This is a genomic window from Paraburkholderia aromaticivorans (assembly GCF_012689525.1).
Taxonomy (GTDB): domain Bacteria; phylum Pseudomonadota; class Gammaproteobacteria; order Burkholderiales; family Burkholderiaceae; genus Paraburkholderia; species Paraburkholderia aromaticivorans_A.
The window spans coordinates 624,193-648,865 of record NZ_CP051516.1 but is presented as its reverse complement, the minus strand read 5'-3'; the positions used below and the strand labels follow the sequence as shown (position 1 = coordinate 648,865).

Annotated in this window: 22 protein-coding genes; 10 read left to right on the top strand and 12 right to left on the bottom strand. The window is 63.7% G+C overall.

The window, feature by feature from the left end; all coding sequences use genetic code 11:
- Positions 1 to 286: 286 nt before the first annotated feature.
- A complete protein-coding gene (locus HF916_RS51080; protein WP_240975761.1) occupies positions 287 to 670 on the bottom strand; it encodes a hypothetical protein in 384 nt (127 codons plus the stop codon).
- Here HF916_RS51080 and HF916_RS30960 point away from each other — a divergent pair.
- From HF916_RS30960 to HF916_RS30950, 3 genes are all read left to right on the top strand, one after another.
- On the top strand, positions 654 to 2,252 hold the full coding sequence (locus tag HF916_RS30960) for a hypothetical protein (RefSeq protein WP_240975760.1): 1,599 nt from the start codon (positions 654 to 656) through the stop codon (positions 2,250 to 2,252). The two genes, HF916_RS51080 and HF916_RS30960, sit on opposite strands and share 17 nt — an antisense overlap.
- A gap of 446 nt (positions 2,253 to 2,698) precedes the next feature.
- On the top strand, positions 2,699 to 3,145 hold the full coding sequence (locus HF916_RS30955) for a hypothetical protein (protein ID WP_206002017.1): 447 nt from the start codon (positions 2,699 to 2,701) through the stop codon (positions 3,143 to 3,145).
- Positions 3,146 to 3,270: 125 nt separating this feature from the next.
- Positions 3,271 to 3,411: a hypothetical protein gene (locus tag HF916_RS30950; protein ID WP_168792690.1), complete on the top strand. Its 141-nt coding sequence runs from the start codon at positions 3,271 to 3,273 to the stop codon at positions 3,409 to 3,411.
- Positions 3,412 to 3,455: 44 nt separating this feature from the next.
- Here HF916_RS30950 and HF916_RS30945 read toward each other — a convergent pair whose 3' ends face one another.
- The 4 genes from HF916_RS30945 to HF916_RS30930 all read right to left on the bottom strand — a co-directional run bounded on the left by HF916_RS30945 (position 3,456) and on the right by HF916_RS30930 (position 8,375).
- Complete coding sequence (locus HF916_RS30945) at positions 3,456 to 4,940, bottom strand: MFS transporter (RefSeq protein ID WP_168792689.1); 1,485 nt, start codon at positions 4,938 to 4,940, stop codon at positions 3,456 to 3,458.
- A gap of 89 nt (positions 4,941 to 5,029) precedes the next feature.
- Complete coding sequence (locus HF916_RS30940) at positions 5,030 to 6,271, bottom strand: CaiB/BaiF CoA transferase family protein (protein WP_168792688.1); 1,242 nt, start codon at positions 6,269 to 6,271, stop codon at positions 5,030 to 5,032.
- Positions 6,268 to 7,245: a hydroxymethylglutaryl-CoA lyase gene (locus HF916_RS30935; RefSeq protein WP_168792687.1), complete on the bottom strand. Its 978-nt coding sequence runs from the start codon at positions 7,243 to 7,245 to the stop codon at positions 6,268 to 6,270. Before HF916_RS30935 ends, HF916_RS30940 begins: the two co-directional genes overlap by 4 nt.
- 236 nt (positions 7,246 to 7,481) lie before the next feature.
- Complete coding sequence (locus tag HF916_RS30930; RefSeq protein WP_168792686.1) at positions 7,482 to 8,375, bottom strand: LysR family transcriptional regulator; 894 nt, start codon at positions 8,373 to 8,375, stop codon at positions 7,482 to 7,484.
- Positions 8,376 to 8,634: 259 nt separating this feature from the next.
- Between HF916_RS30930 and HF916_RS30925 the strand changes: the two genes are divergently transcribed.
- The gene (locus HF916_RS30925) at positions 8,635 to 9,294 is read left to right on the top strand and encodes a LysE family translocator (protein WP_168792685.1); all 660 of its coding nucleotides are present in this window, start codon (positions 8,635 to 8,637) and stop codon (positions 9,292 to 9,294) included.
- Positions 9,295 to 9,347: 53 nt separating this feature from the next.
- On the opposite strand, the gene HF916_RS30920 is transcribed toward HF916_RS30925, so the two are convergent.
- Positions 9,348 to 10,250, bottom strand: coding sequence for a DMT family transporter (locus HF916_RS30920; protein ID WP_168792684.1), 903 nt, complete (start codon positions 10,248 to 10,250; stop codon positions 9,348 to 9,350).
- Between the two features lie 63 nt (positions 10,251 to 10,313).
- Between HF916_RS30920 and HF916_RS30915 the strand changes: the two genes are divergently transcribed.
- Both HF916_RS30915 and HF916_RS30910 read left to right on the top strand, forming a co-directional pair.
- Positions 10,314 to 11,258 (top strand): LysR substrate-binding domain-containing protein, encoded by a 945-nt coding sequence (locus tag HF916_RS30915; protein ID WP_168795704.1) that lies wholly within the window; start codon positions 10,314 to 10,316, stop codon positions 11,256 to 11,258.
- A gap of 118 nt (positions 11,259 to 11,376) precedes the next feature.
- Positions 11,377 to 12,165 (top strand): sulfite exporter TauE/SafE family protein, encoded by a 789-nt coding sequence (locus HF916_RS30910; protein ID WP_132375944.1) that lies wholly within the window; start codon positions 11,377 to 11,379, stop codon positions 12,163 to 12,165.
- A gap of 46 nt (positions 12,166 to 12,211) precedes the next feature.
- Here HF916_RS30910 and HF916_RS30905 read toward each other — a convergent pair whose 3' ends face one another.
- Complete coding sequence (locus tag HF916_RS30905) at positions 12,212 to 12,460, bottom strand: hypothetical protein (protein WP_168792683.1); 249 nt, start codon at positions 12,458 to 12,460, stop codon at positions 12,212 to 12,214.
- A 248-nt stretch (positions 12,461 to 12,708) separates the two neighbouring features.
- Complete coding sequence (locus HF916_RS30900; protein ID WP_168792682.1) at positions 12,709 to 13,062, bottom strand: BON domain-containing protein; 354 nt, start codon at positions 13,060 to 13,062, stop codon at positions 12,709 to 12,711.
- A gap of 603 nt (positions 13,063 to 13,665) precedes the next feature.
- Between HF916_RS30900 and HF916_RS30895 the strand changes: the two genes are divergently transcribed.
- From HF916_RS30895 to HF916_RS30885, 3 genes are all read left to right on the top strand, one after another.
- The gene (locus HF916_RS30895) at positions 13,666 to 15,150 is read left to right on the top strand and encodes a TAXI family TRAP transporter solute-binding subunit (protein WP_168792681.1); all 1,485 of its coding nucleotides are present in this window, start codon (positions 13,666 to 13,668) and stop codon (positions 15,148 to 15,150) included.
- A 93-nt stretch (positions 15,151 to 15,243) separates the two neighbouring features.
- On the top strand, positions 15,244 to 15,894 hold the full coding sequence (locus tag HF916_RS30890; RefSeq protein ID WP_168792680.1) for a 2-hydroxychromene-2-carboxylate isomerase: 651 nt from the start codon (positions 15,244 to 15,246) through the stop codon (positions 15,892 to 15,894).
- A 243-nt stretch (positions 15,895 to 16,137) separates the two neighbouring features.
- Entirely contained in the window at positions 16,138 to 17,118 is a 981-nt protein-coding gene (locus tag HF916_RS30885; protein WP_168792679.1) for a LysR substrate-binding domain-containing protein, read from the top strand.
- A gap of 62 nt (positions 17,119 to 17,180) precedes the next feature.
- On the opposite strand, the gene xdhC is transcribed toward HF916_RS30885, so the two are convergent.
- From xdhC to xdhA, 3 genes are all read right to left on the bottom strand, one after another.
- The gene (xdhC, locus tag HF916_RS30880) at positions 17,181 to 17,747 is read right to left on the bottom strand and encodes a xanthine dehydrogenase accessory protein XdhC (protein WP_240975837.1); all 567 of its coding nucleotides are present in this window, start codon (positions 17,745 to 17,747) and stop codon (positions 17,181 to 17,183) included.
- Between the two features lie 69 nt (positions 17,748 to 17,816).
- Complete coding sequence (gene xdhB, locus HF916_RS30875; protein WP_168792678.1) at positions 17,817 to 20,183, bottom strand: xanthine dehydrogenase molybdopterin binding subunit; 2,367 nt, start codon at positions 20,181 to 20,183, stop codon at positions 17,817 to 17,819.
- Between the two features lie 28 nt (positions 20,184 to 20,211).
- Positions 20,212 to 21,735: a xanthine dehydrogenase small subunit gene (gene xdhA / locus HF916_RS30870; RefSeq protein WP_168792677.1), complete on the bottom strand. Its 1,524-nt coding sequence runs from the start codon at positions 21,733 to 21,735 to the stop codon at positions 20,212 to 20,214.
- Positions 21,736 to 22,125: 390 nt separating this feature from the next.
- Here xdhA and HF916_RS30865 point away from each other — a divergent pair, with 390 nt between their 5' ends.
- A complete protein-coding gene (locus HF916_RS30865; RefSeq protein ID WP_168792676.1) occupies positions 22,126 to 23,337 on the top strand; it encodes an MFS transporter in 1,212 nt (403 codons plus the stop codon).
- A 206-nt stretch (positions 23,338 to 23,543) separates the two neighbouring features.
- On the opposite strand, the gene HF916_RS30860 is transcribed toward HF916_RS30865, so the two are convergent.
- Entirely contained in the window at positions 23,544 to 24,662 is a 1,119-nt protein-coding gene (locus HF916_RS30860; RefSeq protein WP_168792675.1) for an acyltransferase family protein, read from the bottom strand.
- Between the last annotated feature and the right edge of the window lie 11 nt (positions 24,663 to 24,673).

Here is a 24,673-nt window from a genome sequence, read left to right as displayed (position 1 = left end):
ACACGCTGGCCGTTTTCGTCGTACCTTCCCCGGTCGTCCGATTCCGCCAAAACCCGCTTCTCCAAGCGGTGCGGTTTCGTATGACAAACGCTTCTCCGCAGAGAAGCGCGTTCGGGGCCGACATCCCGGGAAGGCATCACCTTCGCGCAGCCGCAACGCTGCGTACTCAGGACGCCAGTGTCGAAGCCTCGGTCATCGGCTGGCTTGCAAATGAACCCCGCTGTTCGCTCTACCTCCCAACGCGCTTTGCGCGAGGACGTGGACCCATGATCAGCTAACGCATTGCTTACAGATTGATGAAATCACAGCTACTCCTACTCTCGACACTCTCCCTCGCACTCGCCGGATGCGGCGGCGGCGGCAGTAACGGCGCCGCCAGCACCGCGGCAGCCCAGTCCAACGGCACCAACAGTGCGAGCAACTCGAGCAGCTCGGCCAGCTCGTCTGCCGCTGGCAACGCCAGCACCGGCACCGTTGCACTGAACGCCACCGGCGCCACCGCGGCCATGAGCTGCGCCTCGCCCACCACGTCGGGCGGCTCGGGCAGCGCGACGATCTCCGCCGATACGCCCAGCGCGGACGGCACGCGCATCTTCGCCTCCGGCAGCACCTTCCAGCTCGTCTTCAACACCAACGCGCCGAGCGCGGACACGTTGAACTGGGCCGTCACCGACACGCTCGGCCGCGTCGCCGCGAGCGGCAGCACCGCCGTGCCGAGCGGCGCGAATACCATTACGTTCAATTGCACCTCGACGCTCGCCGGCTATTTCGCGGCGACGGGCACGCTGGCCAAGAACGGCGGCCAGTTGCCGCAAGCCGGTACACGTCCGGTCGGCATCGCCAGCTTCGGCGTGACGCCGAATCTGTCCGGCGTCGTTCCGGCCGTGACCTATGCGCGCCAGGAGCAGCATCGCTTCGGCATGCAGGGCGCGAACGACAACGGTCCGCTGCTCGCCGCGCTGGGCATTTCGTCGACCATCGACGACCGCCAGCTCTCCACCATGGAACCGAACGGACCGAACACGTTCAACCCGTCGGCCGACAATCTCGATCCGTTCTACAAGAGCGGCAACGTGATGCGACTGATCCGCCTCGACGGCATTCCGGCCTGGGCGAGCAGCACCGGCGCCTTCCAGGACGACACGTCGCTGCCGACCGATATTTCGTACTACCAGAGCTATATGAGCCGCGTCGGCACGGAATCGAATGCGATTCGCGCTGCGTACTTCCCGACCCAGTCGGCGAACTACTATCAGGTGACGTGGGAACCGAACCAGATGTGGACCGACACCGACGCCAACTTCGTCGCGTTGTACCAGGCGGTCTACCAGGGCATTCATTCAACCGATCCGCACGCGATGGTGATGGGCCCGGCCGATGCCTTCCCGAGCCTGACCACTTCACACCTGAAGCGCCTCGCGCCGCTCGGCTTCGGCCAATACATCGACGCGGTCGCCACGCACGGTTACTACGACGCGGGCACGTCGCCGTCGCATCCGCCTGAGCGCTACGACAGCGACCCGTCCACCGCGGAAGGTTCGCTGCGCGGCCAGATGCGCGACCTGCGCGCGGAAATGGCCACCGACTATCGGACCGGCATGCACCTGTTCTCGACGGAAGCGGGCATCAGCTACGACCTCGGCACGTCGTACGGCCCGAACTATCCGACCGCGAACGTGTTGTACGCACAAGCGGCGGTCGCGGCGCGCATGCACATCATCACGCTCGGCGAAGGCGCGGATCAAACCTACGTGTTCTACGGCGCGGACTATCCGGATGAAGTCGGCTACGGCACCTTCTTCGACCTGAGCGATGCGCAAGGCGCGTACGGCGCGACCAACATCAGCCCGAAGCCGGTCGCCATGGCGATCAGCGCGATGACGCACACGCTCGACGGCACCACGACGCTCGGTCCTGTGAACGGCACGCCGACCGGCGTCTACGCCTACGCGTTCCAGCAGGTGGGCAACGGCGCGGTTGTCACCGCTTTGTGGGCGCACAACAACAACGTGTGGAGCGCGAGCGCGGGCTTCAGCTCGACCTACAGCGTCGCGTACAGCCTCAACGTCGACGCGCCGGGCACGAGCGGCACCGTGAAGGTGGTCGACATGATGGGCAACGCGACCAATGCGAACTACAGCAACGGTGTGCTGACGCTCAACCTGACCGAATCGCCGGTGTATGTGGTGTCGAACAATGCGTCGGTCGCCAAGGCCAACGCGACGACTCCGGTGGGATACGTCGGCATGTAAGACGCGCGTTTGATGGACCCGAATTCGGGTACTCGGCGGACATGAAAAACGTCAGCCGGCTCATGGGCCGGCTGACGTTATTTTTTTGGCCGCTCGAAACAGGTAACCCAAGTGCGGATCGAGAACGTGTCGCGTCGCGATTTCGAAGCATCGCATCAAGACCTTGAGATTTGTCTTATAGCGATGCGGATTCGAGCTGCCTACAATTTGCTGCTGTCTCGAACCGCAACGGTCTCTTAACTCCGGCAACCGTTCGCGATTCAGCGCGACCCGATCAGAAGATCGCCCCCGCCGCGCGCAATGACGAATGTTTCCTTTTCCTCCAAAAGATCACACAGTGATCCGCCATATCAACCTGCGCCATAACCGATTTCCCGTGAATCGCGTCATTGCGCATCCGCCAGCGACCTCAATGGGCGACGTAAGAAATGAGCACCACCTACCAGATGAACTATAGAACTCCGATCGCAGACAGCTGGAACCACATTCCCCTCTCGACAGCGGAAGCAGCCGAAGACGTCTCGTCGATGCTCGAACGGTTGAAAGCCGAATCGAATTCGCTGGAGTCGTACTTCACCGAACTCGAAAGCGAACTTAAGCGCGTTCATCTCAAACGCAAAGTTGTCGGTAAAAAGTTGGGCGTGCTGTCGGAACTCGTCAAGGATGTCGACGCGCTGCACGCGGAGCCGTTAGTTGCGGTGCAGACAGTGGCTGCCGAACCAGGCATGCACGCGGAAACCGCGGTCGCTCCGCGAAGCTCGCGCAAGAAACAGATGCTGGCCGTTGGGTCCATGATTCTCGTGGCGCTGGCGATCGCTTTCATCGCTCTGGAAAAAACCGGTCAAATCTCTTGCATGACTTGCGCTCCGGCCAGGCTGCCTGGCCTGATGTGAGCCTCGCCTGGACCACCGCCAGGTAAGCGGCTTAAAGCTAGAAACCCCAACGTAAAGCACAAAACAGGCGCACACTACCTTATTGCTCCCTTTCGGAGCAAAAACCGCCAATTGGGGAGTCCATCATGGCAAAAGGTCAAATGCGCAGTAACCGCGAAGTCAAGAAACCGAAGCAGGCGAAGAAACCCCAACCGGCCACTTCGCCATCCGGCGCGCCGCCGATCCGCATAGCACCGAGCGTGTCAGCGACCCAGAAGAAGCACTAAAGCGAGCAAGCCCGCCCACACAGGCGGGCATTCTCCTCAACGAATTACTTCGAAATATCTTCCAGCGCCACATCTCGTGTCTTCGGCCCAAGCGTCCCAATGGCCAGCATCACCACCGCCATCGCACCGGAGATAAACACGAACACGCCGTCCACGCCAAAGCGGCTCAAACATCCCGCGATCACGAACGCGGAGAACATCGCCGAAATCCGGCTCCACGAATAAACGAATCCCACTGCCCGCGCCCGGATACTGGTCGGAAACAACTCGGCCTGATACGCGTGATAGCTATACGAAATAATATTTCCCGCTAGCACGAGACACACGCCCAGGCTCACCAGCAAGACCGTCTCGCGCGCCTGGCTAAACGCCAGCCCGCACACCACATTCACGCCCGCCATGCAGATGATCACCGTCTTGCGCTCGAAGCGGTCGGCAATCAGCAATCCCAGCAATGGCCCGAGCGGCGCGGCAATCGCGATGATGCTCGCGTACATCAGACTCGTCGTCACCGTGATGCCCTGCTTGATCAGCAAGGTCGGAATCCAGTTCGCGAAGCCGTAATAGCCCATCGTCTGAAACACGTGGAAGATGATCAGCATCAGCGTGCGCTTGCGATACGGCGGCACCAGCAGATCGCGAAACGCCGCCCGTGCGCGCACCGGTTCGGGCAAGGCCGGTTCCGGCAACGGTCGTCCGTATTCACGCTCTACGCGTGCTTCGAGCCGCGTCATGATCGCGTCCGCTTCGTCAATGCGGCCTTTCTGCGCGAGCCAGCGCGGGCTCTCCGGCAAACGCAAACGGATCCACCACACCACGATCGCGCCGACCACGCCCGTCAGCACAACCAGACGCCAGCCATCCAGACCGAAGTAACGATGCGGCACCAGCAGATACGAGAGAAACGCGACGATCGGCACCGCGCAAAAGCCGACCGCCTGCGAGCATGCCGACGCCCGGCCGCGCACATGCTTCGGCACGAGTTCGGAGATGTACGTGCCGATCGTGACGATCTCCACGCCAATGCCGATGCCCGCGATGAAACGCCAGAGATTGAGCCCGAGCGCTGTGTCCTGAAACGCCATGATGATGTTGGCCGCCGTGTACCAGAGCAGCGACCAAGTGAAGATCGCTCGCCGGCCAAAACGGTCGGCGAGAAACCCGCACGCCGCCGTGCCGATGAACAGGCCCGCGAACAACGCCGCAATGAAACTCGCCACGCCGCTCGTGCCGAACAGGCCGTGCGTGGTCGCGGTGAGAATGCCGCTGCGCACGAGTCCCGGGGCGATGTAGCCGGAGAACATCAGGTCGTACAGTTCGAAGAAGAGCCCGAGGCTCAGCAGCATTACCAGCTTCCAGATCGAACGCGTGGCCGGCAGGCGGTCGAGCCGCGCGGAAATACGCGCGCCATCGAGCGCGATTTCGTCCGCGCGGCCGTCCGCCGATGCGCCCGCGCCAGAGGGCAATCCGCCGAGCGCGCCGGCATCGCCGACCGCCGTTGCATATACCGCTTGATTCGACGACTTCATCGTCTGTCTCCTTTGTCCGGTCTTGCGCCGGATGAGATTGATTTGACTGCGTTCGATGCATCGAGCATCGCCGCGCTCAGGCAATGACTTCACGCTGCTTCACGCGGCACCTGATTCGAGCCGCCGCCCAGCGCCGCGACCTGCGCTTCGTCATAGCCCAGGTCGCGCAGCACTTGCGCGGTGTGCTCGCCGATCTTCGCGATCGGTTGACGCGGCTGCAGACGCGCCCCGTCGAGTGAAATCGGCAGCAGAGGCATGGCGGTTTCGCTGCCGTCGTCGAGCGTCAGGCGAGCCAGACCGCCGCTCTCGTTCAGATGCGGATCGTCGAACAGCTCTTCGGGCTTCGTGATCGACGCGAACGGGATATGGTCGCGCTCGAACTGCGGCACCAGCGCCGCGCCTTTGAACTGGCTCAGCGTTTCGCCGAGCGTCTTCAACAGCCATTCGCGCGCCAGCACGCGGTCGTTGTTGGTGGTGAGGCGCGGGTCGGCCAACAGATCCGCGCGGCCGAGAATCGCGCACAGCGCGCGCCACTGCCCGTCGCCGGTCGCGGCGATGAACATCTGCTCGCCGTTGGCGAGCGTGAACACGTCGTACACGGCCCATGCGCTGATGCGCTCGGGCATCGGCGCCGCCGGCACGCCGGTCGCGGCAAACTGCTGCATGTGCTGCGCGGACAGCAGCACGCAGTTCTCGAATAACGCGCTCTGCACTTCCTTGCCGCGTCCGCTCGCGTGCCGTTCGTGCAACGCGGCGAGCACGCCGATCGCACCGAACATGCCGCCCATGATGTCGTTGACCGAACTGCCCGCGCGCAGCGGACGGCCCACCGGTCCGGTCATGTAGGCAAGGCCGGCCATCATCTGCACGACTTCGTCGAGGGCGAGACGGTGTTCATACGGACCGCTCAGGAAGCCCTTGTGCGAGACGTAGATGAGCTTCGGATTGCGCTCGCGCAACGAAGCGTAATCGAGACCGAGGTTCGCCATGCGGCCCGGCTTGAAGTTCTCGACGAACACATCGGCGCTATCGACCAGCTTGCGCAGCGCGGCCAGTCCCGCTTCGCTATCGAGGTCGAGCGCCACGCTCTTCTTGTTGCGATTGAAGGTACGAAAAAAACCCGCGCCGGTGCCGAGCAGACGGCGCGTGCCGTCGCCGCGCGGCGGCTCGACCTTGATCACTTCGGCGCCGAGGTCGCCGAGAATCATCCCGCAGGTCGGACCCATCACCATATGCGACAACTCGATCACGCGAATGCCCGCGAGCGGCAGCGCGCCCGGCTGCGGCAAGGAAGCAGCAGCAGCGGCTGAAGTAGAAGAAAGCGGATTCATTGCAGTACCTGCGAGTCGGAGGATTCGAAACGTTGACGGGCCGCGCTGAACTGCTTCGGCAAGCCGGCGCGCGCCAGATAGCCGTACAGCGGTTCGCCGGGCAAAGCGTCGGCGAGCACGGCGCGCGACGCGAGCAGACGGTCGAGGTCGATGCCGGTCTCATAGCCCATGCTGTCGAGCATGAACACGAGGTCTTCGGTGTTGACGTTGCCGGTCGCGCCGGGCGCATGCGGACAGCCGCCGAGCCCGGCAAGCGACGCGTCGAATTCGCGGATGCCGTGTTGCAGCGCGACCAGCGTATTCGCGAGACCGAGACCGCGCGTATCGTGGAAATGCAGCGAGCGCAGCTTGCCGCCCACGACGTCGCGCACCAGTTCGATGACCTCGCCGATCTGGCGCGGCGTCGCTTCGCCGGTGGTGTCGCCGAGCGCGATCACATCGGCGCCCGCTTGCACCGCGGCGCCCGCGATCGCGGCGATATCCGCGTACGGCACGGCGCCTTGCAGCGTGCAACCGAACACCGTCGATAACCCGGCGATCAGTTCGACGCGCCGCGCGCCCGCTTTCGACGCGCCGTCGATCAACTCGCGCATCGCCGCGAGCGCCTCGATCATTTCGGCCGGCGTCTTGCGCACGTTCGCGAGGCTATGCGCGGTGCTTACCGAAATCGGCGCGACGATCCGGTGCACGCCGGATTCGAGCGCACGTTGCGCGCCCTTCAGGTTAGGCACCAGCGCCGTCACGATCAGATCGTCGTAGGTGAGCGCGTGGGCGATAACTTCGTCGGCGTCGGCCATCTGCGGCAGCAGTTTCGCCGGCACGAAGGAGGCGACTTCCATATGGCGCACGCCGGCGGCATACGCGGCGTCGATCCAGCGCCGTTTGAACGCGGTGGGCATCGTGCGGGCGATGCTTTGCAGACCGTCTCGCATACCGACTTCGGTCACGACGACGCACTCCTGGATGTCACTCATGGTCTTGAATCCCGGTCTTGGATGCCGCGGAGAATGCGGGGAATGAAGCAACTGAGTGACAGCGTGCCCGCGCATCACTGCGCGGGAAAGTCTGCGTTGGCGACGCACTCCATCGCCGCTCGCGATGGCGGCTCAGGCAGGCGGGACGGGCGTGAGCCGTCGCAAAGGGGAAACCCTTAAGGGCTTTTCAGAGTGAGGACAGCAGGCAGATCGGGGCCGAGTTTGGGCTTAGGCGCTCAAGCCGCGTTCAACAGATGATCGAGCAGATGCGACGCCGCGAGCGTCAGCGCCTGGCGGTCGCGCATGCAAATCACGAAGCGCCGTTCGGCCCAGGCTTCGCGCAAGGGCACGGCCATGATGCCGTATTCGTCGGCGGCATGACGGGGCAGCGCTTCGCGCGGCAGGATCGCGACGGCGAGACCGGCCTGGATGAAACGATAGGCGGCGTCGAACGTCGACACGTAGGTGCGATAGTTAAGTTCGCGGCCCTTTTCCACCGCGATGCGCTGCATCAGCGCATTCACGGACGCATTCGACGACAGTCCGAGGTGGTCGAACGCCAGCGTCTGCTCGAAACTGATCGCGGCCTCGCCCGCGAGCGGATGATCGCGCGGCACGATCAGCGCGAGGTGATCGGCACGATAGGGCACGACGTCGAGACTGCCCATCGGCACGACGTCGCGGCAAATGCCGAGATCGGCGACGCCCTCTTCCAGCCCTCGCACGATTTCCGCGCTCACGCGCTCTTCGACGTCCACGCGAATTCGCGGGTTCGCCTTCAGAAACGCCGACAGCGCCTCGGGCAGAAACTCGACCATCGACGACACGTTCGCCAGCACGCGCACATGGCCACGCGCGCCGGCCGCGTATTCGCTGAGTTCGGCCTGCAGGCGTTCGTGGCCGCGCATGATGAGCCTCGCATGCCGCAGCAGCGCCTCACCGGCGGCGGTCGCGCGCACGCCGCGCTGGCTGCGCGAGAGCAACGCGACGTCGACCAGCGCCTCGAGATCGGCGAGCCGCTTGCTGACCGCCGACGGCGCGATGAACTCGCGTTCAGCCGCGCGCGCGATCGTGCCTTCCTCGCAGACGGCAATGAACAAGCGCAAGGTCACCTGATCGATCTGCCACATGAGCGGGCGTGCTCCCAAGGTTTGAAGTGGGAAAATTATGCCCGACGATGACGGCGGCCGAGTCGATCTCAGGGTATCCACGGCGGGAGCTGCTTGGGTCGGTCGAGCCGTTTGAGCCGTTTGAGCCGCCTCAAACTGCGATCACGCCCACACTTGCCCAGTTTTTCCGGCCTGGCTATGCTCAAGGGCTTGCCAGCCGCAAGCATCTCCGCAGCATCCGAATCGCGGCACGAACCAGAACAATCAACCAGAGATCGCCATGTCCGCCACCAGCCTCTTCCTCACCGCCGCAGGCGTCGGCCTCGCGATTGCCGCGCCGGTCGGCCCGATGGGCATGCTGTGTATCCGCCGCACGCTGACCGGCGGTCCGCGTGCCGGACTCGCCATCGGTTTCGGCATCGCAACCGGCGATGCCGCCTATGGACTGATCGCGGCGCTCGGCCTCGTCAGCATCTCGCAGTTCATGCTCGCGTACGACCGGCCCTTGCATCTGCTCGCCGGGTTGTTCCTGTTGTATCTGGGTGTGCGCACGCTGCTGCAGAAAGCGCCCGCCGACGCGTCGAACGGCACTGGTAACGATGCAAACAACGGCGACGGCAAGCTCGCACAAGTGGGCCGCGCCGGCACGCTGCGCGCGTACGCGAGTTCATTGCTGCTCACGCTGACCAATCCGCAAACGGTCATCATGTTCGCCGCGCTGTTCACGACGCTTGCCCCGCGCGGCGCGTTTTCATCGAGCATCGCGCTGACCACGGTCGGCGGCGTGTTTTGCGGTTCGATCGCGTGGTGGTGTTTTCTCGTGACCGTGGTGTCGCTCGCGCGCCATGCGATCGGCAGCAAACTACGCGTGGCCATCGACCGGATTGTCGGGTTCACGCTGGCGGCGTTCGGCGTCGTGGAAATTCGCCGGGCACTTTGAGCGGGCCTCAGCGCACAGCGCCACGTGCTAGCGCTGCGGCTGCGTCCTCAGTTTCACGAACGCCCGCGCAACGCCACGACCACCACGCCGGCAATCGCCAACAACCCACCGCATAGCGTCGCGAGCCCCGGGCGCTCACCGGTCAGCAGCGCGGACAACGCTGTCGCCACGGCCGGCGTCAGATAGAGAAAATTGGCCGCGCGCGCCGCGCCGAAATGACCGAGCGCGAAGGTCCACGTCGCATAACCGAGCGCCGCCGGAAACACGCCGAGCACTAGCACCGCCTGCAGCGTGCCGGGCGGCGCGCCGTCGAGCGAATGCAACGCGCCCGGCAGCCATGGCGTCAGCAGCAGCGCGCCGGCCAGCAATGTGTAGGCGGTGCAGGTCAGCGCGCCGTAGACCGGAATCAGACGCCGCTGCAGCACGAAGTAACTCGCGGAACACAGCGCGGCGCCGAGAATCAGGGTGCTGCCCGCGCCGAGCGTCAGGCCGCCCGGCTGGCCGCGCGCAATCAGGGCGATACCCGCGAGGCTTATCAGCGAACCGAGCCATCCCCAGCGGTTGAAACGCTCGCCGAGTAGGACGGCTGCCAGCAGCGCCGTAAAAATCGGCAGCGTATTGACGATGAAACTCGCCGCGCCCGCAGCCACCGTCTTTTCACCGGTATTGAGCAGCGCGTTGTAGAGCGCGATGCCGAGAAAACCGCACAACGCGAAGCGCAGGCCGTCGGGCCATGTCGGCAGACGCGGGCGCCGGTAGGCGAGCCACACGAGCACCAGCAGCACCGCCGTGGCGAATCGCGCCGACGCCAGTTGCAAAGGCGGCAAGCCTTGCAAGCCGATGCGGATGAATGGAAACGCGGACGCCCACGAGACAATCGTGAAGGCGACCGCACCTGCCGCCAACAGCGGCTGACGCGCAAAGCGCGAGGGACGGGGCGAAGTCAGTGTGTTCATAGCGCGATCGTGCCTTGGCATGAGCTGCTAAGCTAGAACACAAATGAACACTGTGATGTGAATATGGCTCACACCTCGCCACACGCCGCATCAGCCCGGCCGCCACTCGCCAGCCTCGAAACCGTCTGCCACGTCGCCCGCGAAGGCTCGTTCCTCGCCGCCGCGGAAGCCGCCGGCCTCACGCATGGCGCGATCAGCCGGCGAATCGCCGCGGTTGAAAACTGGCTTGGCATGACGCTGTTCGAACGCCATGCCCGCGGCGTGCGGCTGACACCGGACGGGCAGCGGTTTGTCGGCCGGATCGAGCAGGCTTTTGGCATCATCGACAGCGCGGCGGACCAGTGGCGCTCGCCGCGCAGCCCGCAACTGGTCAAGCTGAGCGTGGTGCCCGCGTTCGCCAAGCTGTGGTTCTTCGAGCGCCAGGCGGCGTTCGAAACCGAGGCGCCGGCGCTGCGCATCCAGCTCGACATCGACCACCGCAACGCCGACATCGTCAGCGGCGACGCGGATCTGGCCATTCGCTACGGGCGTGGCAACTGGCGTCATCTGGAGGTCAAGCCGTTCCTGCCGGAGACCCTGTATCCGGTGGCGCATCCCGCACTGGCCGCGCAACTGGCGAAGCAGCGGCATAAGCGCGGCGACGCGGCGCTGCTGGACGTGCCGCTGCTGCACGACTCGGACGTGACCGGCTGGCGCGCATGGTTCGATGCGCTGGGCATGCCGTTGAAACCGCGCCTGCAGGACCGGCGATTCGAAGACTACACGCTGGTGCTGGCCGCCGCGGAAGCGGGACTCGGCGTGGCGCTGGCGCGTGTGCCGCTCGCCGACGCCTATCTGCAGCGCAGCGGCCTCGTGCGCGTCAGCCGCCATGAAGTCGCCTCGCCACTGACGTACCACTTCGTGCACGCGAAAGGCGAGACCCGGCCCGAAGTACTCGCGCTGATCGACCGTATGCAGGCGGCGCAGCACACCGCTTCATACGCGAACGCGGCAGTTTTGCGACAATAGCGGCTTTCGCCGCGCCGCGGCGGCCTTCCCGCCGCCCTCCATCGACTGTCGAAGGCCGGCGCGCCGGCCTTGCCGCCCATAACCCGTCCAACCCACCCGACCGCCAGCGGTCCGCTCAATGGCACTTCCCCACATCGATCTGCTGTACTCCGTCTCCGGCCTGTTCGTCGGCTTTCTGGTCGGACTGACGGGCGTCGGCGGCGGCTCGCTGATGACGCCGATCCTGGTCCTGCTGTTCAATGTGCATCCGGCCACCGCGGTCGGCACCGACCTGCTGTATGCGGCGGCCACCAAGGCGACCGGCACGCTCGTGCACGGCCTGAAAGGCTCGGTCGACTGGCAGATCACGCTGCGCCTCGCCGCCGGCAGCGTGCCGGCCGCCACCATCACGCTGATCCTGCTGCATCGTTATGGGATGGACACGCCGGGCGCCAGCCGGCTGATCCAGGTCGTGCTCGGCGCGGCGTTGCTGGTGACGGCGGTGGCGCTGGTGTTTCGTCCGCAACTCGCGGCGCTCGGCGCGCGCAAACAGCGCACGCCGCGTCAGGGACGCACGCTCGCGCTCACCATGCTGACCGGCGCGGTGCTCGGCGTGCTGGTGTCGTTGACTTCGGTCGGGGCGGGCGCGATCGGCGTGACGGTGTTGTTGCTGCTCTATCCGCTGCTGCCGACCACGCGCATTGTCGGGTCGGACATCGCGCACGCGGTGCCGCTCACCCTGCTAGCGGGCGCGGGCCACTGGCTGCTGGGCTCGATCGACTGGTCGATGCTGCTGTCGTTGCTGGTGGGGTCGCTGCCGGGCATCGCGATCGGCAGTTATCTGTCGTCGCGCGCGCCGGACGCGCTGCTGCGCAACCTGCTCGCCGCCACGCTCACGCTAGTCGGCGTGCGCCTCGTGCTGGCGTGAAACCGCGTCAAGAATATCGACGCGCGCCGGCTCGAAAGTCCAGCGGCTACTTGAAGAACCGGCAGGTCAGATCGGACTCGAACTGCCGGATCCATTGACCGTGACGATCGTGATAGGACTGCGCCCAGCCGCCGCGCCGCACGGTGACGAGACGCTCATGCGCCGCGTCGCTCGGATCCGCGCAGGCACTGATATCGAAATGCACCGGTGCAAAACCGTGCCGCGCGCACACCAGTTCGAAAGCCGCCCGATCGCCAATGGGCAGATCGGTGTAGCGCAAAAGCGAGGTTTCCATGGCGTTGACTCCGGTTCCCTACGCATCACAGTACGCTTCGCAACGCGTCAGCAGTGTGTCACAGCGCACAGACGGACCGTGGCCGCGCCGCCATCCCGTTCGAAACGGCTGGGCCCCAGCATCGCCGCTTCAATAATCGCCAAATAGAATAAAAAAAGGCTCCGGTTTTTTGCCGGAACCTTGGTGCACGTCTGCATCACGATGGCGCATGACGGCGTGAACCGCCCGCGCCAGGTGCCGCAGCCTGCTTACTGCTGCACAACGGTCAGCTTGTTCGACACCGACGTCACGCCGGCGACGCCCTTGGCGGCCTGGCCGGCAGCGTCGATCTGGCCTTGGTCAGGCACCGAACCCGTGAGGGTCACCGCGCCGCCACGAGCACGCACGGCGATGTTCGACACGTCGATGCCTTGCGCCTTGGCCAGCGCGCTACGCACCTTGCGGCCCAGCTGGCTGTTCGCCTTCTTGGTCGACGTGGCGCTGGCAGCCGGCGCGGCGGTCGTGCCGGTTGCCGTTGCGTCGCTTGCCTGAGCGTACACATTGCACGCCACTACCATTGCCACAACCGAGCCCAGCGTTTTCAGAAAACCGACCGATTTCATAGCTTTTCTTCTCCTTTGCTTCACATTGGACCGCATATACAAGCGGCTTCGTTACGACTTCCGGCGGCCATGCCAGGCGCGCGCGACAAGGCGCGCCCGAGCAACGGCCGACTATGGCTGTAACACGATGTGCGAGAGGCGAGAGAGGCCGGTTGCCGTTGCCGCCTGCGATGACGGGCATGCAGTGCGGTACGAAAACCGGCAAGCCGCGAGGTCCGCCGACGCGCCCGGTTCTTGTGTATCGTGCCGGGTCGCGCCGCGCAAACATCCGTTCGCGGCAGCGATGCACAATTTAATCTAGCCGGGCCAGAAGCGCAAAGGGTTTAGTCGGGTTTAGTCATACTCAGCGGCGTGAATAGCGTCAGGCGCGCGGACAGTCACGCCACGTTCACGATTTGTTACGGGTTTGTCGGCGCTGGCCGCCGCCGCGCGTTCCGCCGGACGGCGAATCTCAGGTACCATCGGCGCGACGCGCGCTGCCGCACTGCCGCGCGGCTTGCGCGCCATTCACGGCAGCCGGGCCGGCGCGAGCGTTTCGCCCCGGTTTGCGCGCCGCAGAGCGCCGCCCCTGTTCACTTTCGACCGTAGCCGTCACGTCATCCGATGAAGCCAGCCACCGGCCGCAAAAGCCCTCCCCGTCTCGTCGCCCGTTTTGTCGCGATCTCCTGGCGTGATCTCGCGGTCTCGTTCGGGCCGATCCTGCTGATCGTCGCCGTCGCGATCTGGGTCGCCGTGCGGCTGATCCAGCCGGCGCCGCCCAGCACGCTGACCATCAGCGCCGGCCCCGAAGGCAGCACCTTCTGGACCGCGGCGCAAAAGTACAAGGCGATTCTGGCCCGCAACCGCATCACGATGAACGTGCTGTCGTCCGAAGGTTCGCTGCAGAACCTCAAGCGGCTGTCCGACCCGAAGTCGGGCGTCGATGTCGGCTTCGTGCAGGACGGCGTCGCGCCCGGCCCGGCGGCCGAAGGGCTGATGTCGCTCGGCAGCGTGGCCTATGTGCCGCTCGCGATCTTCTATCACGGGCCGGCCGTCACGCGGCTTTCCGAATTCAAGGGCGAGCGGCTCGCGGTCGGCGCCGAAGGCAGCGGCACGCGCGAACTGGCGCTCGCGCTGCTCAAGGCCAACGGCATCGTGCCGGGCGGCGCGACCAAACTGCTGCCGCTCTCTGGCGACGACGCCGCCGAAGCACTCGTCTCCGGCAAGGTCGACGCAGCGTTCCTCGCGGGCGATTCGGCGCAACCCGCGGTGATGGGCAAGCTCTACCGCACGCCGAACGTGCAGCTCTACGATTTCTCGCAAGCCGACGCCTACACGCGCCGCTTTCCCTACCTGACGCAACTCGAAATGCCGATGGGCGCGTTCGACCTCGGCAAGAACCTGCCGTCCGCGCCGATTCATATGGTGGCGCCGACCGCCGAGCTGGTGGCGCGCGACTCGCTGCACCCCGCGCTGTCCGACCTGTTGATCGAAGCCGCGCGCGAGGTGCATGGCAAGGCGAACATCATGCAGCGCGCCGGTGAATTCCCCGCACCGCTCGCGCACGATTTCCCCATCAGCGACGACGCCGCACGCTACTACAAGTCGGGCAAGAGCTTCCTCTACCGGATCCTGCCGTTCTGGCTCGCGAGTCTCGCCGACCGCTTGCTGGTGGTCGTGGTACCGCTGATCGTGTTGCTGGTGCCGGCCTTGCGTCTGGTGCCGTCGTTATATGCATGGCGGGTGAAATCGCGCATTTACCGCTGGTACGGCGCGCTGATCGCGATCGAACGCAACGCGCTCAGTGACCATTCGCCCAGCGAACGCGCCTCGCTAATCGAACGGCTCGACGCGATCGAGGAGTCCGTCAACGGTCTGAAGATGCCGCTCGCCTATGCGGATCAGTTCTACGTGCTGCGCGAGCATATCGGCTTCGTGCGTCAGCGGCTCACTCAGGCCCGCGACGCCCAGCGCGACGATGCCGGTAGCGAAGCGGAAAACGCGGAGACCGGTTCAGGCGAACGTGGCACAAAGCCCACGCCACCCGACGCGAACGAAGCGGCCGAAATCGGCGAAACGCGCGAGGACCACAGCGCCAAACCATATTGACGGGTGCAAGCCGCGGCTGCACCGCGTAAGATCATTACAAATCCGACGGTCCAGCAGATGCGCCGTGCGGAACAGGCAATTCGGGAGACATTTATGACCGTTGGCATCGACGTCAGGCAACCGCTGTGGTTTTACGACTTTGTCTCGCCGTTCACCTACCTGTTGCTGGAGCAGCACGACAAATGGCCGGGTTTCGACTTCGCGTTCACGCCGGTCGTACTGAACGATCTGTATCGTCACTGGGGACAGCGGCCAGCTTATGGCGTGCCGTCGAAACGCACCTTCCTGTACCGGCACGCGCTGTTTCGCGCGGAACAACTCGGCATTCCGTACAAGATGCCGCCGGCGCATCCCTTCGATTCCATGAAGCCGCTGCTGCTCGCCACCGCGGCGAACGGCGACATCCAATTCGTGCGCGAGATCTTCCGTTTCATCTGGCGTGAAGGCCGCGATCCGTCCACCGAAGCAGCCTTTGCCGAGTTGTGCGACCGTGTGGGCATGCCCGACGGTCCGGAGATCATCAGAAGCGCGGCTGTGATGGCGCAATTGCAGCGCAATACGGCGGATGCGATCGGCCTGGGCGTCTACGGCGTGCCGACCTTCTTTCTGAACGATCAATTGTTCTGGGGTGAGGACGCGTTGCCCATGGTGCTGTACTGCGCGCGCACGCCGAACTGGCTCGAATCGCGAGAAGTCAAACGGATCAGTTCGCTGCCGTCGGGGCTCGTAGACATTCAGTCGTAGGCGATACGTAAGCGTAGCGCGGACAAAACGCGCGCCGCACGGCGCTTGCGCGGGTTTGTCGCGGCAAAAGAGCCCTGCTGATGCCGGCCATACAGTGCCCGCTATGCTGCTACACCGCAAACGGGCCTAAGGTTATGACCTTCGCGCCGCGCGCGTTGGCGCTGCGCTCTCGCGAGATTCTCGCGGGCGGCTCCGTACGACGCCTCATCGGATCCGATCCGTTTGCCCCGCCTTGCTTAGACCATGGACGACACTGCCGCCTCCCTCGATATCTGGCTCGTGCGCGTGCTGCGCACGCTGCTGGCCGAGCGCAGCGTCACGCAGACCGCGTTGCGTCTGAATCAGACCCAACCCGCCATCAGCACCGCGCTGCGCAAACTGCGCGAGACGCTGAACGACCCGATCCTCGTGCGCGGCAAATCGGGCATGGTGCCGACCGAATATGGGGAATCGCTGCTGGCTTCCGCGCAACGCGTGCTGCGCGATGTGGACTTCGTGGCGACGCCGCACGGCGACTTCGATCCCGGCCGCTCGCGCCGCACGTTTCGCGTGGCCGCGCCGGATTATCTGAACGACTTCTTCATGCCGACTGTGATCGCGCAGTTTCGCGAAGCGGCGCCGCATGCGCGGCTGGAGATCGGTTCGCTCAGCCCTTTGCTCGATTATTCCGCCGCGCTCGACGCCGGCGAACTCGACCTGGTGATCGGCAACTGGCCAAAGCCTGAGCCGCGTTTCGAGCGCAGCGATCTGTTCTCCGACACTGTGGTGTGCATGATGCGCGCCGATCATCCGCTGACGCGCATGCCGTTGACGCGCGAAGCGTATCTCGCCGCGCCGCATCTCGCGCCGACGCCGTATAGCGGCGCGAGCAGCGGCGCCATTGACATCGGTTTCGCGCGGGCGCGCGCCGAGCGCCGCATCGTCGCCACGCTGCCCTACTTCGGACTGGTGCCGCAAACGCTGCTGCAATCCGATCTGATCTTCACGACGACGCGCCGCTTCGCGATGCACTACGCGGACATGCTGCCGCTCGCGGTGGTCGACGTGCCGATTCCGTTCCCGCGCATCAAGTGCTATCAGTTGTGGCATCCGCAGCCGGATCGGCCGAGCGATGTCGGCTGGCTGCGTGCGCTGATGTCTCAAGTGTCGGACACGCTGGTCGCGCAGAAGGTGCGTCGCGCGAAACGGGCGCCCAAAAAGGAAACGTCAGCCGCAATGGGCTGACGTTTTAAATTTGCAGTTCGATGGGCGCCGGTCGAGCGCCTCGTCCTGACTCCATCTATTGCTTAGACACTCGCGCAGAGCTGCTGCGTCGCGAGTTGCGCCACGACCTGCCGCGTGCGAATCTGCAGCAACTCCGCGCACACCGCCACGGCAATCGCCGAGGGCGCCTTATCGACGATACCGGCCACGCCGATCGGACACGTCATCTCCACCAGCCGGTCCAGATCCACGCCACGATCGAGCAAACGACGCTCGAATTTCACGCGCTTCGTCTTCGAACCGATCATGCCGAAGTAGGTGAAATCGCGCCGCCGCATGATGCGTGCGGCGAGCGAGAAATCGAGCGCGTGGTTATGCGTCATCACGAGAAAGTATGCGCCGGGCGGCGCCGTATCGACGATCGCATCCGGCGTGTCGGTCGCTTCGATCTGCACGTTGGCCGGCGTTTCGTCGGGGAACAGTTCGTCGCGCTCGTCGACCCACTGGACGACGCACGGCAAGCTGCCGAGCAGCTTGATGAGCGCGTGCCCGACGTGCCCGGCGCCGAACAGCACGATATGCATCGGCGCCGGACGCGGCATCTGCACGGCGCTACGTCGGCCGATCTGAACGGACGAAAAATCGTTCATGGCGATCATTCCAGTGAGTGTGTTGTTCACGTGCTTCTTTCCCGGCTCATTGCTACGCTACGGCCACGCTTATTGCCGCGACGCTGCGGTTGCAGCCCGCACCGCGCCGACCGCCTTGAGGATTTCCTCGCTGGTCGCGGGCGCATTCAGCGGCGGATTGACCTTGTGGTCGCCGACTGCCGACACCGCATCGCGCACGGCGAAGAACACCGAGAACGGCAGCAGCAGCGGCGGCTCGCCGGTCGCCTTCGAACGATGGATGCTGTCCTCCGCGTTGCGGTTCTTGAAGAGGCGCACGCGGAAATCGGGCGGCGTATCGTTGACGGTCGGAATCTTGTAGGTGGACGGCGCATGCGTCATCAGCTTGCCGCCCGCGTTCCACCAGAGTTCTTCGGTCGTGAGCCAGCCCATGCCCTGAATGAACGCGCCTTCCACCTGGCCAACGTCGAGTGCAGGATTCAACGAAGCGCCCACGTCATGCAACGCGTCCGCGCGCAGCACGCGCATTTCGCCGGTCAGCGTATCGATCACCACTTCCGATACGGCCGCGCCGTACGAGTAGTAGTGGAACGGCCGGCCTTGCAGCTTCGATTGATCCCAGTAGAGCTTGGGCGTCGCGTAGAAGCCGTCTGACCAGAGTTGAACACGCGCGACGTAGGCCTTCGCGATCACTTCTTCGAACGGTACGATCACCTCGCCGACCACCACGCGGTCATGCATGAAGCGCACTTCCGACGCGCTGACATTCCCCGCGCCGTAACGCTCGGCGGCAAACGCAGACAGACGTTCGCGCAACTGACGCGCGGCGTCCTGCGCGGCCTTGCCGTTCAGATCGGAACCCGTCGAGGCCGCCGTCGCCGACGTGTTGGCGATCTTGCTGGTGTCGGTGGCCGTCACGCGAATGCGGTTGAAGCCAATGCCCAGTTCATGCGCGACGACCTGCGCGACCTTGGTATTCAAGCCCTGGCCCATTTCGGTGCCGCCGTGGTTCACCAGCACCGAACCGTCGGTGTAGATGTGCACGAGCGCGCCTGCCTGGTTGAAGTGGGTCACGTTGAACGCGATGCCGAACTTGACCGGCGTCAGCGCCATGCCCTTCTTCAGTATTTCGTTGTTCGCGTTGAACTCGTTGATCGACGCGCGACGTGCGCGGTATTCGCTGGTTGCTTCGAGTTCGTCGATCAACTCGTGAATCACGTTGTCTTCGACGACCTGGCCATACGGCGTCTGGTTACGTTCCGTCTTGCCGTACAGATTGCGGCGACGCACGTCGAGCGAATCTTCACCCACCGAGCGCGCCACGTTGTCCATGATGTATTCGATCGCGAATGCGCCTTGCGGACCGCCGAAGCCGCGGAACGCCGTATTCGACTGCGTATTGGTCTTGCCGCAGAAGCCGTCGATCGTGACGTCGGAGAGCCAGTACGCGTTGTCGAAGTGGCACAACGCGCGCGTCATCACCGGACCGGACAGGTCGGCGGAGAAGCCGCAGCGCGAGGTCATGTCGACCGTCACGCCGTCGATCACGCCTTTGTCGTCGTAGCCGACTTCATACGTGTAGTGGAAGTCGTGGCGCTTGCCCGTGACCATCATGTCGTCGTCGCGGTCCGGACGCAGTTTCACCGGGCACAGCAGCTTCCATGCGGCGAGCGCCGCGCAGCACGCGAACAGACCCGATTGCGATTCCTTGCCGCCGAAGCCGCCGCCCATGCGACGGCATTCGATCAGCACGTTGTGCGACGCCACGCCCAATGCATGCGCGACCATGTGCTGCATTTCGGTCGGATGCTGCGTCGAACAGTAGACGTGCATGCCGTCATCGTCCTTCGGCACCGCGTAGGAAATCTGGCCTTCCAGATAGAACTGTTCCTGGCCGCCGAGCAGCATCTCGCCGGCTTCGCGACGCGCGGCACGGGCGATTTTTGTGTCCGCTTCGCCGCGCGCGAGTTTCATCGGCGGCAGGACGTGCTGGTTTGCGGCGCGCGCCTGCTGCGCGGTCAGGATCGCCGGCAATTCCTCATAGACGATCTCGGCGCGGCGCGCCGCAAGACGCGCGGTGTCGTGCGACGTCGCGACCACGATGAAGATCGGCTGGCCGATGTATTGCACGAGGCCGTCGGCGAGAATCGGATCGTCGCCGTGGATGATCGGGCCCACGTCGTTGACGCCAGGAATGTCGCCGGCGGTGAAGACCGCGACCACGCCCGGCGTGGTACGCACCTTGTCGAGCGCGATCGAGACGATCTTCGCGTGGGCTTTCGTCGACAGTCCGAGCGCGGCGTGCAGCGTGCCGGCGAGCGTCGGAATGTCGTCGGTGTACGTGGCGCGGCCGCTCACGTGCAGATGCGCGGACTCGTGCGGACGCGAGACGTGGACCTGGGTGAAGTCGTCGAGTTCCTTGAGGTCTTTCAGGAACGGTTCGGCGTGCTGATTCATTGTTGGGTTCTCCGTATCCTTTGGCTTCTTAGGCGCCGACCGGCGCACAGGCCGGGGCGACCGCGCGTACATCCAGCGCGCTCTTCGGCAGCGGATTGTTCGGGCGCGTTTCGAGCCAGAAGCGGTACACCGTGTTTTTCGCCGATTCGAGGCGGTAGTTGCTGGTCGCGCGCATGTCCGACAGCGGCGCGTAGTCGTTGCCGAGCGCGAGCATCGCGGCATGCGCGGTGGCTTCGTGCCATTCGGCGTCGCGCAACACGGCTTCCACGTGCGTCGCCCGCTTGGACGTGGCGGCCATGCCGCCGAACGCGATGCGCGGCTCGCGAATCAGGTTGCCGTCGGCGATGAACGAGAACGCGGCGCACACGGCCGAGATGTCCGAGTCGAAACGCTTCGAGAGTTTGTAAGTGCGGAACTGCAGGTTCTGACGCACGCCAGTGCGCGACGGCACTTTCAGCCCGACGACGAACTCGTGTTCCGCCATGTCCTTCTTCTGATACGCGAGGTACAGGTCTTCGAGCGGCATGTCGCGCTCGATCTCGCCGCCACGCACGATCACGCGCGCGCCGAGGGCGATCAGGCCCGGCATTGAATCGCCGATCGGCGAACCGTTGGCGATATTGCCGCCGAGCGTGCCGGCGTTACGGATCGGCAGCGACGCGAAGCGTTGCTGCATTTCGAACATTTCCGGGTACTGTTTGACGATTTCCGTATAGGCCTTTTCGACGCTCACACCCGCGCCGATTTCGATCCATTCGTCGTTCGTTTCGAGCTTCTGCAATTCGGCGATCTGCCCGACGTACACGATGTTGCCGAGATCGCGCATCATCTTCGTGACCCACAGGCCGATGTCCGTGCTGCCGGCGAGAATACGGGTGGCCGGTTCGGCTTCCTTGATCTTGGCGAGCGCCTCGACCGTGCGCGGCGCGTCGAAGCGTTGGCCGGCATGCTGATAGTGGAAAGTGTCCTTGCGTTCGATCGTGGCGAGCGTTTTCGACAGCGCTTCGATGTTGACAGGCGCTTTCGGCGCCGGCGCTTCGAACATGCGCACGGCGGCGTCGACGATCGGACGATAGCCCGTGCAGCGGCACAGGTTGCCGGTCAACGCATTACTGATCGCGTCGCGCGACGGCACGGTCTTGTTCGCGCAGCTATGTTCGTGGCCGTGCTTTTCGTACAGCGACCACATCGACATGATGAAGCCCGGCGTGCAGAAACCGCACTGCGAGCCGTGGCACTCGACCATCGCTTCCTGCACCGGATGCAGGGAGCCGTCCGGCTGGCGCAGGTCTTCGACGGTGTAGAGCGCCTTGCCGTCGAGCGTCGGCACGAACTGGATGCAGGCGTTGACCGCCTTGAAGTCGACGCCGCCCGCCTCGTTACGCTCGCCGATCACGACCGTGCACGCGCCGCAGTCGCCTTCGGCGCAGCCTTCCTTGGTGCCGGTGCAATGCGCGTCTTCGCGCAGATATTGCAGGACGGTGCGGGTGACGGGCGCGTCCTTGATCTCGCGGATCGCGTTGCGATGGTAGAAGCGAATCGGCTCAGTCATGTCTCGTTACTCTCGAATGTTCTGTGTCCGTGGGGACGTGCAGCAGTGATGGTTCGAAAACTATCACCGTCAATAAATACAACCCATAGCTCGGATCGCATGCGGGACATATCCGCGAAAAGATATCGAGATGGGTTTGGGGGGTGGTTGACTTATGGTGGTTGTGATGTTTCGCTGCGTTTTTATATTTTATGCAGCATAACGGACAAGTCGAGTCACGGTGTTTTGGCTGATCGTGCTCAAAAATTAGGCACTGCTGAGACAAAAACGGACCACTATAGGGTTCCTAAATCGGATTTTCGTCGGACGAATTATTAAGCAAGTCCTGCAAGAGAATCGGTTCCATGGGAAAATCACGCCTTCCCGCCGATTTCAAGTCTCGTTTTCCCCATGTCCACCGACTCAGCGACACCTCGCAGCGAATTTGCGACGACCATGCAGATCATTCCGGTCGTCTTTTTCACGTTTCTTTGCTATCTGACGATCGGAATTCCGCTGGCGGTGCTGCCGGGCTACGTCCACGACGACCTCGGTTACAGCGCCGTGCTGGCGGGTGCGGCGATCAGCGTGCAATACCTGGCGACGTTGGCATCGCGGCCGCTGGCCGGCCGTTCTGCCGATACGTTGGGGCCCAAGCGGACTGTTTCGATTGGTTTGCTGGGTTGTGGTGCGAGCGGGGTTTTGCTGTTGCTGGCTGTGCTGTGTGGGCGCTGGCCGGTGTTGAGCCTCGGGCTCTTGGTATGCAGCCGTCTCGTGTTGGGGTTCGGCGAGAGCCTGTGTGGTACGGGCGCGATTTTGTGGGGCATCGGCCGGGTGGGCACGAGCAACAATGCGCGCGTGATCTCCTGGAACGGTATCGCGACGTATGGCGCGCTGGCAGTCGGCGCACCGTTGGGCGTGGCTATCGAGCATACGGTCGGATTTGCCGCGTTGGGGATTTTGGTGATTGTGCTGGCGGCGCTTGGTTTTTATCTGGCTCGTCCGATGGCGTCGGTACCGATCGTGCACGGCGAGCGCATGTCGTATCGCAGCGTGTTCACGCGGGTGTTGCCTCACGGGATTGGGTTGGCGCTCGGTTCGGCTGGGTTTGGGTCGATCGCGACTTTCATCACGCTGTTTTATGCGGCGAAGCATTGGCCGAATGCGGCGTTGTCGTTGACGGTGTTCGGGACGCTGTTTATTGGCGCGCGGTTGTTGTTCGCCAATACGATTAAGACCTATGGTGGGTTTCGGGTCGCGATTGCTTCGTTTTCGTTTGAATGTGCCGGGTTGTTGATGTTGTGGCTCGCGCCTGAGCCCCATGTCGCGCTGGCTGGGGCGGCGCTGACTGGCTTTGGGTTTGCGTTGGTGTTTCCGGCGCTTGGGGTCGAGGCTGTAGGGCTCGTGCCGCCGGCTAGTCGGGGGGCGGCTTTGTCGGCTTATTCCGTGTTTCTGGATCTCTCGCTTGGGATTACTGGGCCGCTGGCCGGGTATATCGCCGGGGAGTTTGGGTATGGGTCGGTGTTTCTGTTTGCTGCTGTTGCCGCCGCAGCGGGTGTGGGGCTTTCTACCTTACTGTATTTGCGGAATGCTAAGGTAAGAGATTTGCCCGCGGCGCTGTGAGGTTTTTGGTCTGCCCGGTGATCTGCGCAATTTCATCGCTGAACTGGGTGTAGCGCCCGATGCAGCCGCAACAATGTCGCGTCGGGGTCGCGGTGGCGAGTCGGGATCGTCGGGCAGGACCGGCAAGCGAGCATCGAGTTTGCCTCAGTTGGCAGACTAATGCCAAATTCGAGCCAGGAAAGCACGAGTCTGGTCGCGTTACTCCATTAGTCGTTAGCTAGGGCTTGAGCTTGAATCTCCAGACGCTCTTGCTTCTTCCTCTCGACGCGTCGCGGGTATTCAATCCCCGGCTTTTCAATGTAACGATAAGTTAGGGACGAGAGTACGATCGTCACCAGGAACAATATCGCCATAAATACCGTGCCCTGCACATTCATCGAAGAAATCAGACTCTCCACCAGCGGGTGCAGCAGATATACCGAATAGCTGATCGTCCCGAGAGCCAGTAGCGGTCTGAAGCGCATGACCGACTGCTTGCGCGCGGCGTAGCATCCCATGAACAGCAGGTACGCGATGCCCCACGAAATGAAAACGCTTTGTACCGTTGCCACTTCCGCTCGGTCGAATACTCCAAATCCAACGTACAACGCCGGAACGATAGCGCCGATGATAGAACCCACCAGGATGAGAAATGTGCGAAAACTGATTTCGCTCGTGTGCAGTCGGTAAAACAGTAACCCCACAACACAGGTCGCCATGATCCCGCAGCGACCAAGCGGTATCCGCAAGTGAAGGACGTATGATGCCGCTGATAACGTGAGCAGTCCGAGCACAGTAATCACGGTCAGGAAGACGCTTCGTCGATTCGCTCGTATAACGAACGCAGCGGAAAGCATGATGTACCAGGCGAATTCCATCGCCAGAGTCCACGACGCGCCGACGAAATTCGGTCGATAGACATAGTCCTGAAGAAAGAATAGGTGCGATAGGAAAAAGAGGCCGAGATTGTGTACGGCCCCTAGAGAAAATGGGCCCTGGCCTGCGATACAGCGCAGGAATTCGAGCGCGAAGATCACCAGATAAAGCGGGTAGATCCGAAAAGCACGATGCTTCCAGAACTTCCCCAACGAATTGGCCCGTTCAAGACTGAGTGGAATGACGAAGCCACTAACTAGAAAAAACGTAAGAACACCGATTTGACCAAAGTTGACTTCCGGGCCGATACCCGTCGTGGTCGAGAACCATCCGACGCTTTCGCCGCCATGCTGAAAAACAACGAGGCATGCAGCCACTCCGCGCAGAACGTCGATGAACGCGTATCGACCGGCTGAGGAGGACGTCACCTGACCCACATTCGGTAACCCGGACTTTTCACTAGTCGCCATCAGTTGTACCT

Coding starts and splice junctions, on each gene's coding strand:
- HF916_RS30945 (WP_168792689.1), bottom strand. CDS start 4,940: ATGAAGTCGTCGAATCAAGCGGTATATGCAACGGCGGTCGGCGATGCC.
- HF916_RS30955 (WP_206002017.1), top strand. CDS start 2,699: ATGAACTATAGAACTCCGATCGCAGACAGCTGGAACCACATTCCCCTC.
- xdhB (WP_168792678.1), bottom strand. CDS start 20,183: ATGAATCAGCACGCCGAACCGTTCCTGAAAGACCTCAAGGAACTCGAC.
- HF916_RS30860 (WP_168792675.1), bottom strand. CDS start 24,662: ATGGCGACTAGTGAAAAGTCCGGGTTACCGAATGTGGGTCAGGTGACG.
- HF916_RS30900 (WP_168792682.1), bottom strand. CDS start 13,062: ATGAAATCGGTCGGTTTTCTGAAAACGCTGGGCTCGGTTGTGGCAATG.
- HF916_RS30910 (WP_132375944.1), top strand. CDS start 11,377: ATGGCACTTCCCCACATCGATCTGCTGTACTCCGTCTCCGGCCTGTTC.
- HF916_RS30935 (WP_168792687.1), bottom strand. CDS start 7,245: ATGAGTGACATCCAGGAGTGCGTCGTCGTGACCGAAGTCGGTATGCGA.
- HF916_RS30865 (WP_168792676.1), top strand. CDS start 22,126: ATGTCCACCGACTCAGCGACACCTCGCAGCGAATTTGCGACGACCATG.
- HF916_RS30950 (WP_168792690.1), top strand. CDS start 3,271: ATGGCAAAAGGTCAAATGCGCAGTAACCGCGAAGTCAAGAAACCGAAG.
- HF916_RS30890 (WP_168792680.1), top strand. CDS start 15,244: ATGACCGTTGGCATCGACGTCAGGCAACCGCTGTGGTTTTACGACTTT.
- HF916_RS30920 (WP_168792684.1), bottom strand. CDS start 10,250: ATGAACACACTGACTTCGCCCCGTCCCTCGCGCTTTGCGCGTCAGCCG.
- xdhC (WP_240975837.1), bottom strand. CDS start 17,747: ATGAACGATTTTTCGTCCGTTCAGATCGGCCGACGTAGCGCCGTGCAG.
- xdhA (WP_168792677.1), bottom strand. CDS start 21,735: ATGACTGAGCCGATTCGCTTCTACCATCGCAACGCGATCCGCGAGATC.
- HF916_RS30940 (WP_168792688.1), bottom strand. CDS start 6,271: ATGAATCCGCTTTCTTCTACTTCAGCCGCTGCTGCTGCTTCCTTGCCG.
- HF916_RS30905 (WP_168792683.1), bottom strand. CDS start 12,460: ATGGAAACCTCGCTTTTGCGCTACACCGATCTGCCCATTGGCGATCGG.
- HF916_RS30925 (WP_168792685.1), top strand. CDS start 8,635: ATGTCCGCCACCAGCCTCTTCCTCACCGCCGCAGGCGTCGGCCTCGCG.
- HF916_RS30885 (WP_168792679.1), top strand. CDS start 16,138: ATGGACGACACTGCCGCCTCCCTCGATATCTGGCTCGTGCGCGTGCTG.
- HF916_RS30930 (WP_168792686.1), bottom strand. CDS start 8,375: ATGTGGCAGATCGATCAGGTGACCTTGCGCTTGTTCATTGCCGTCTGC.
- HF916_RS30915 (WP_168795704.1), top strand. CDS start 10,314: ATGGCTCACACCTCGCCACACGCCGCATCAGCCCGGCCGCCACTCGCC.
- HF916_RS30895 (WP_168792681.1), top strand. CDS start 13,666: ATGAAGCCAGCCACCGGCCGCAAAAGCCCTCCCCGTCTCGTCGCCCGT.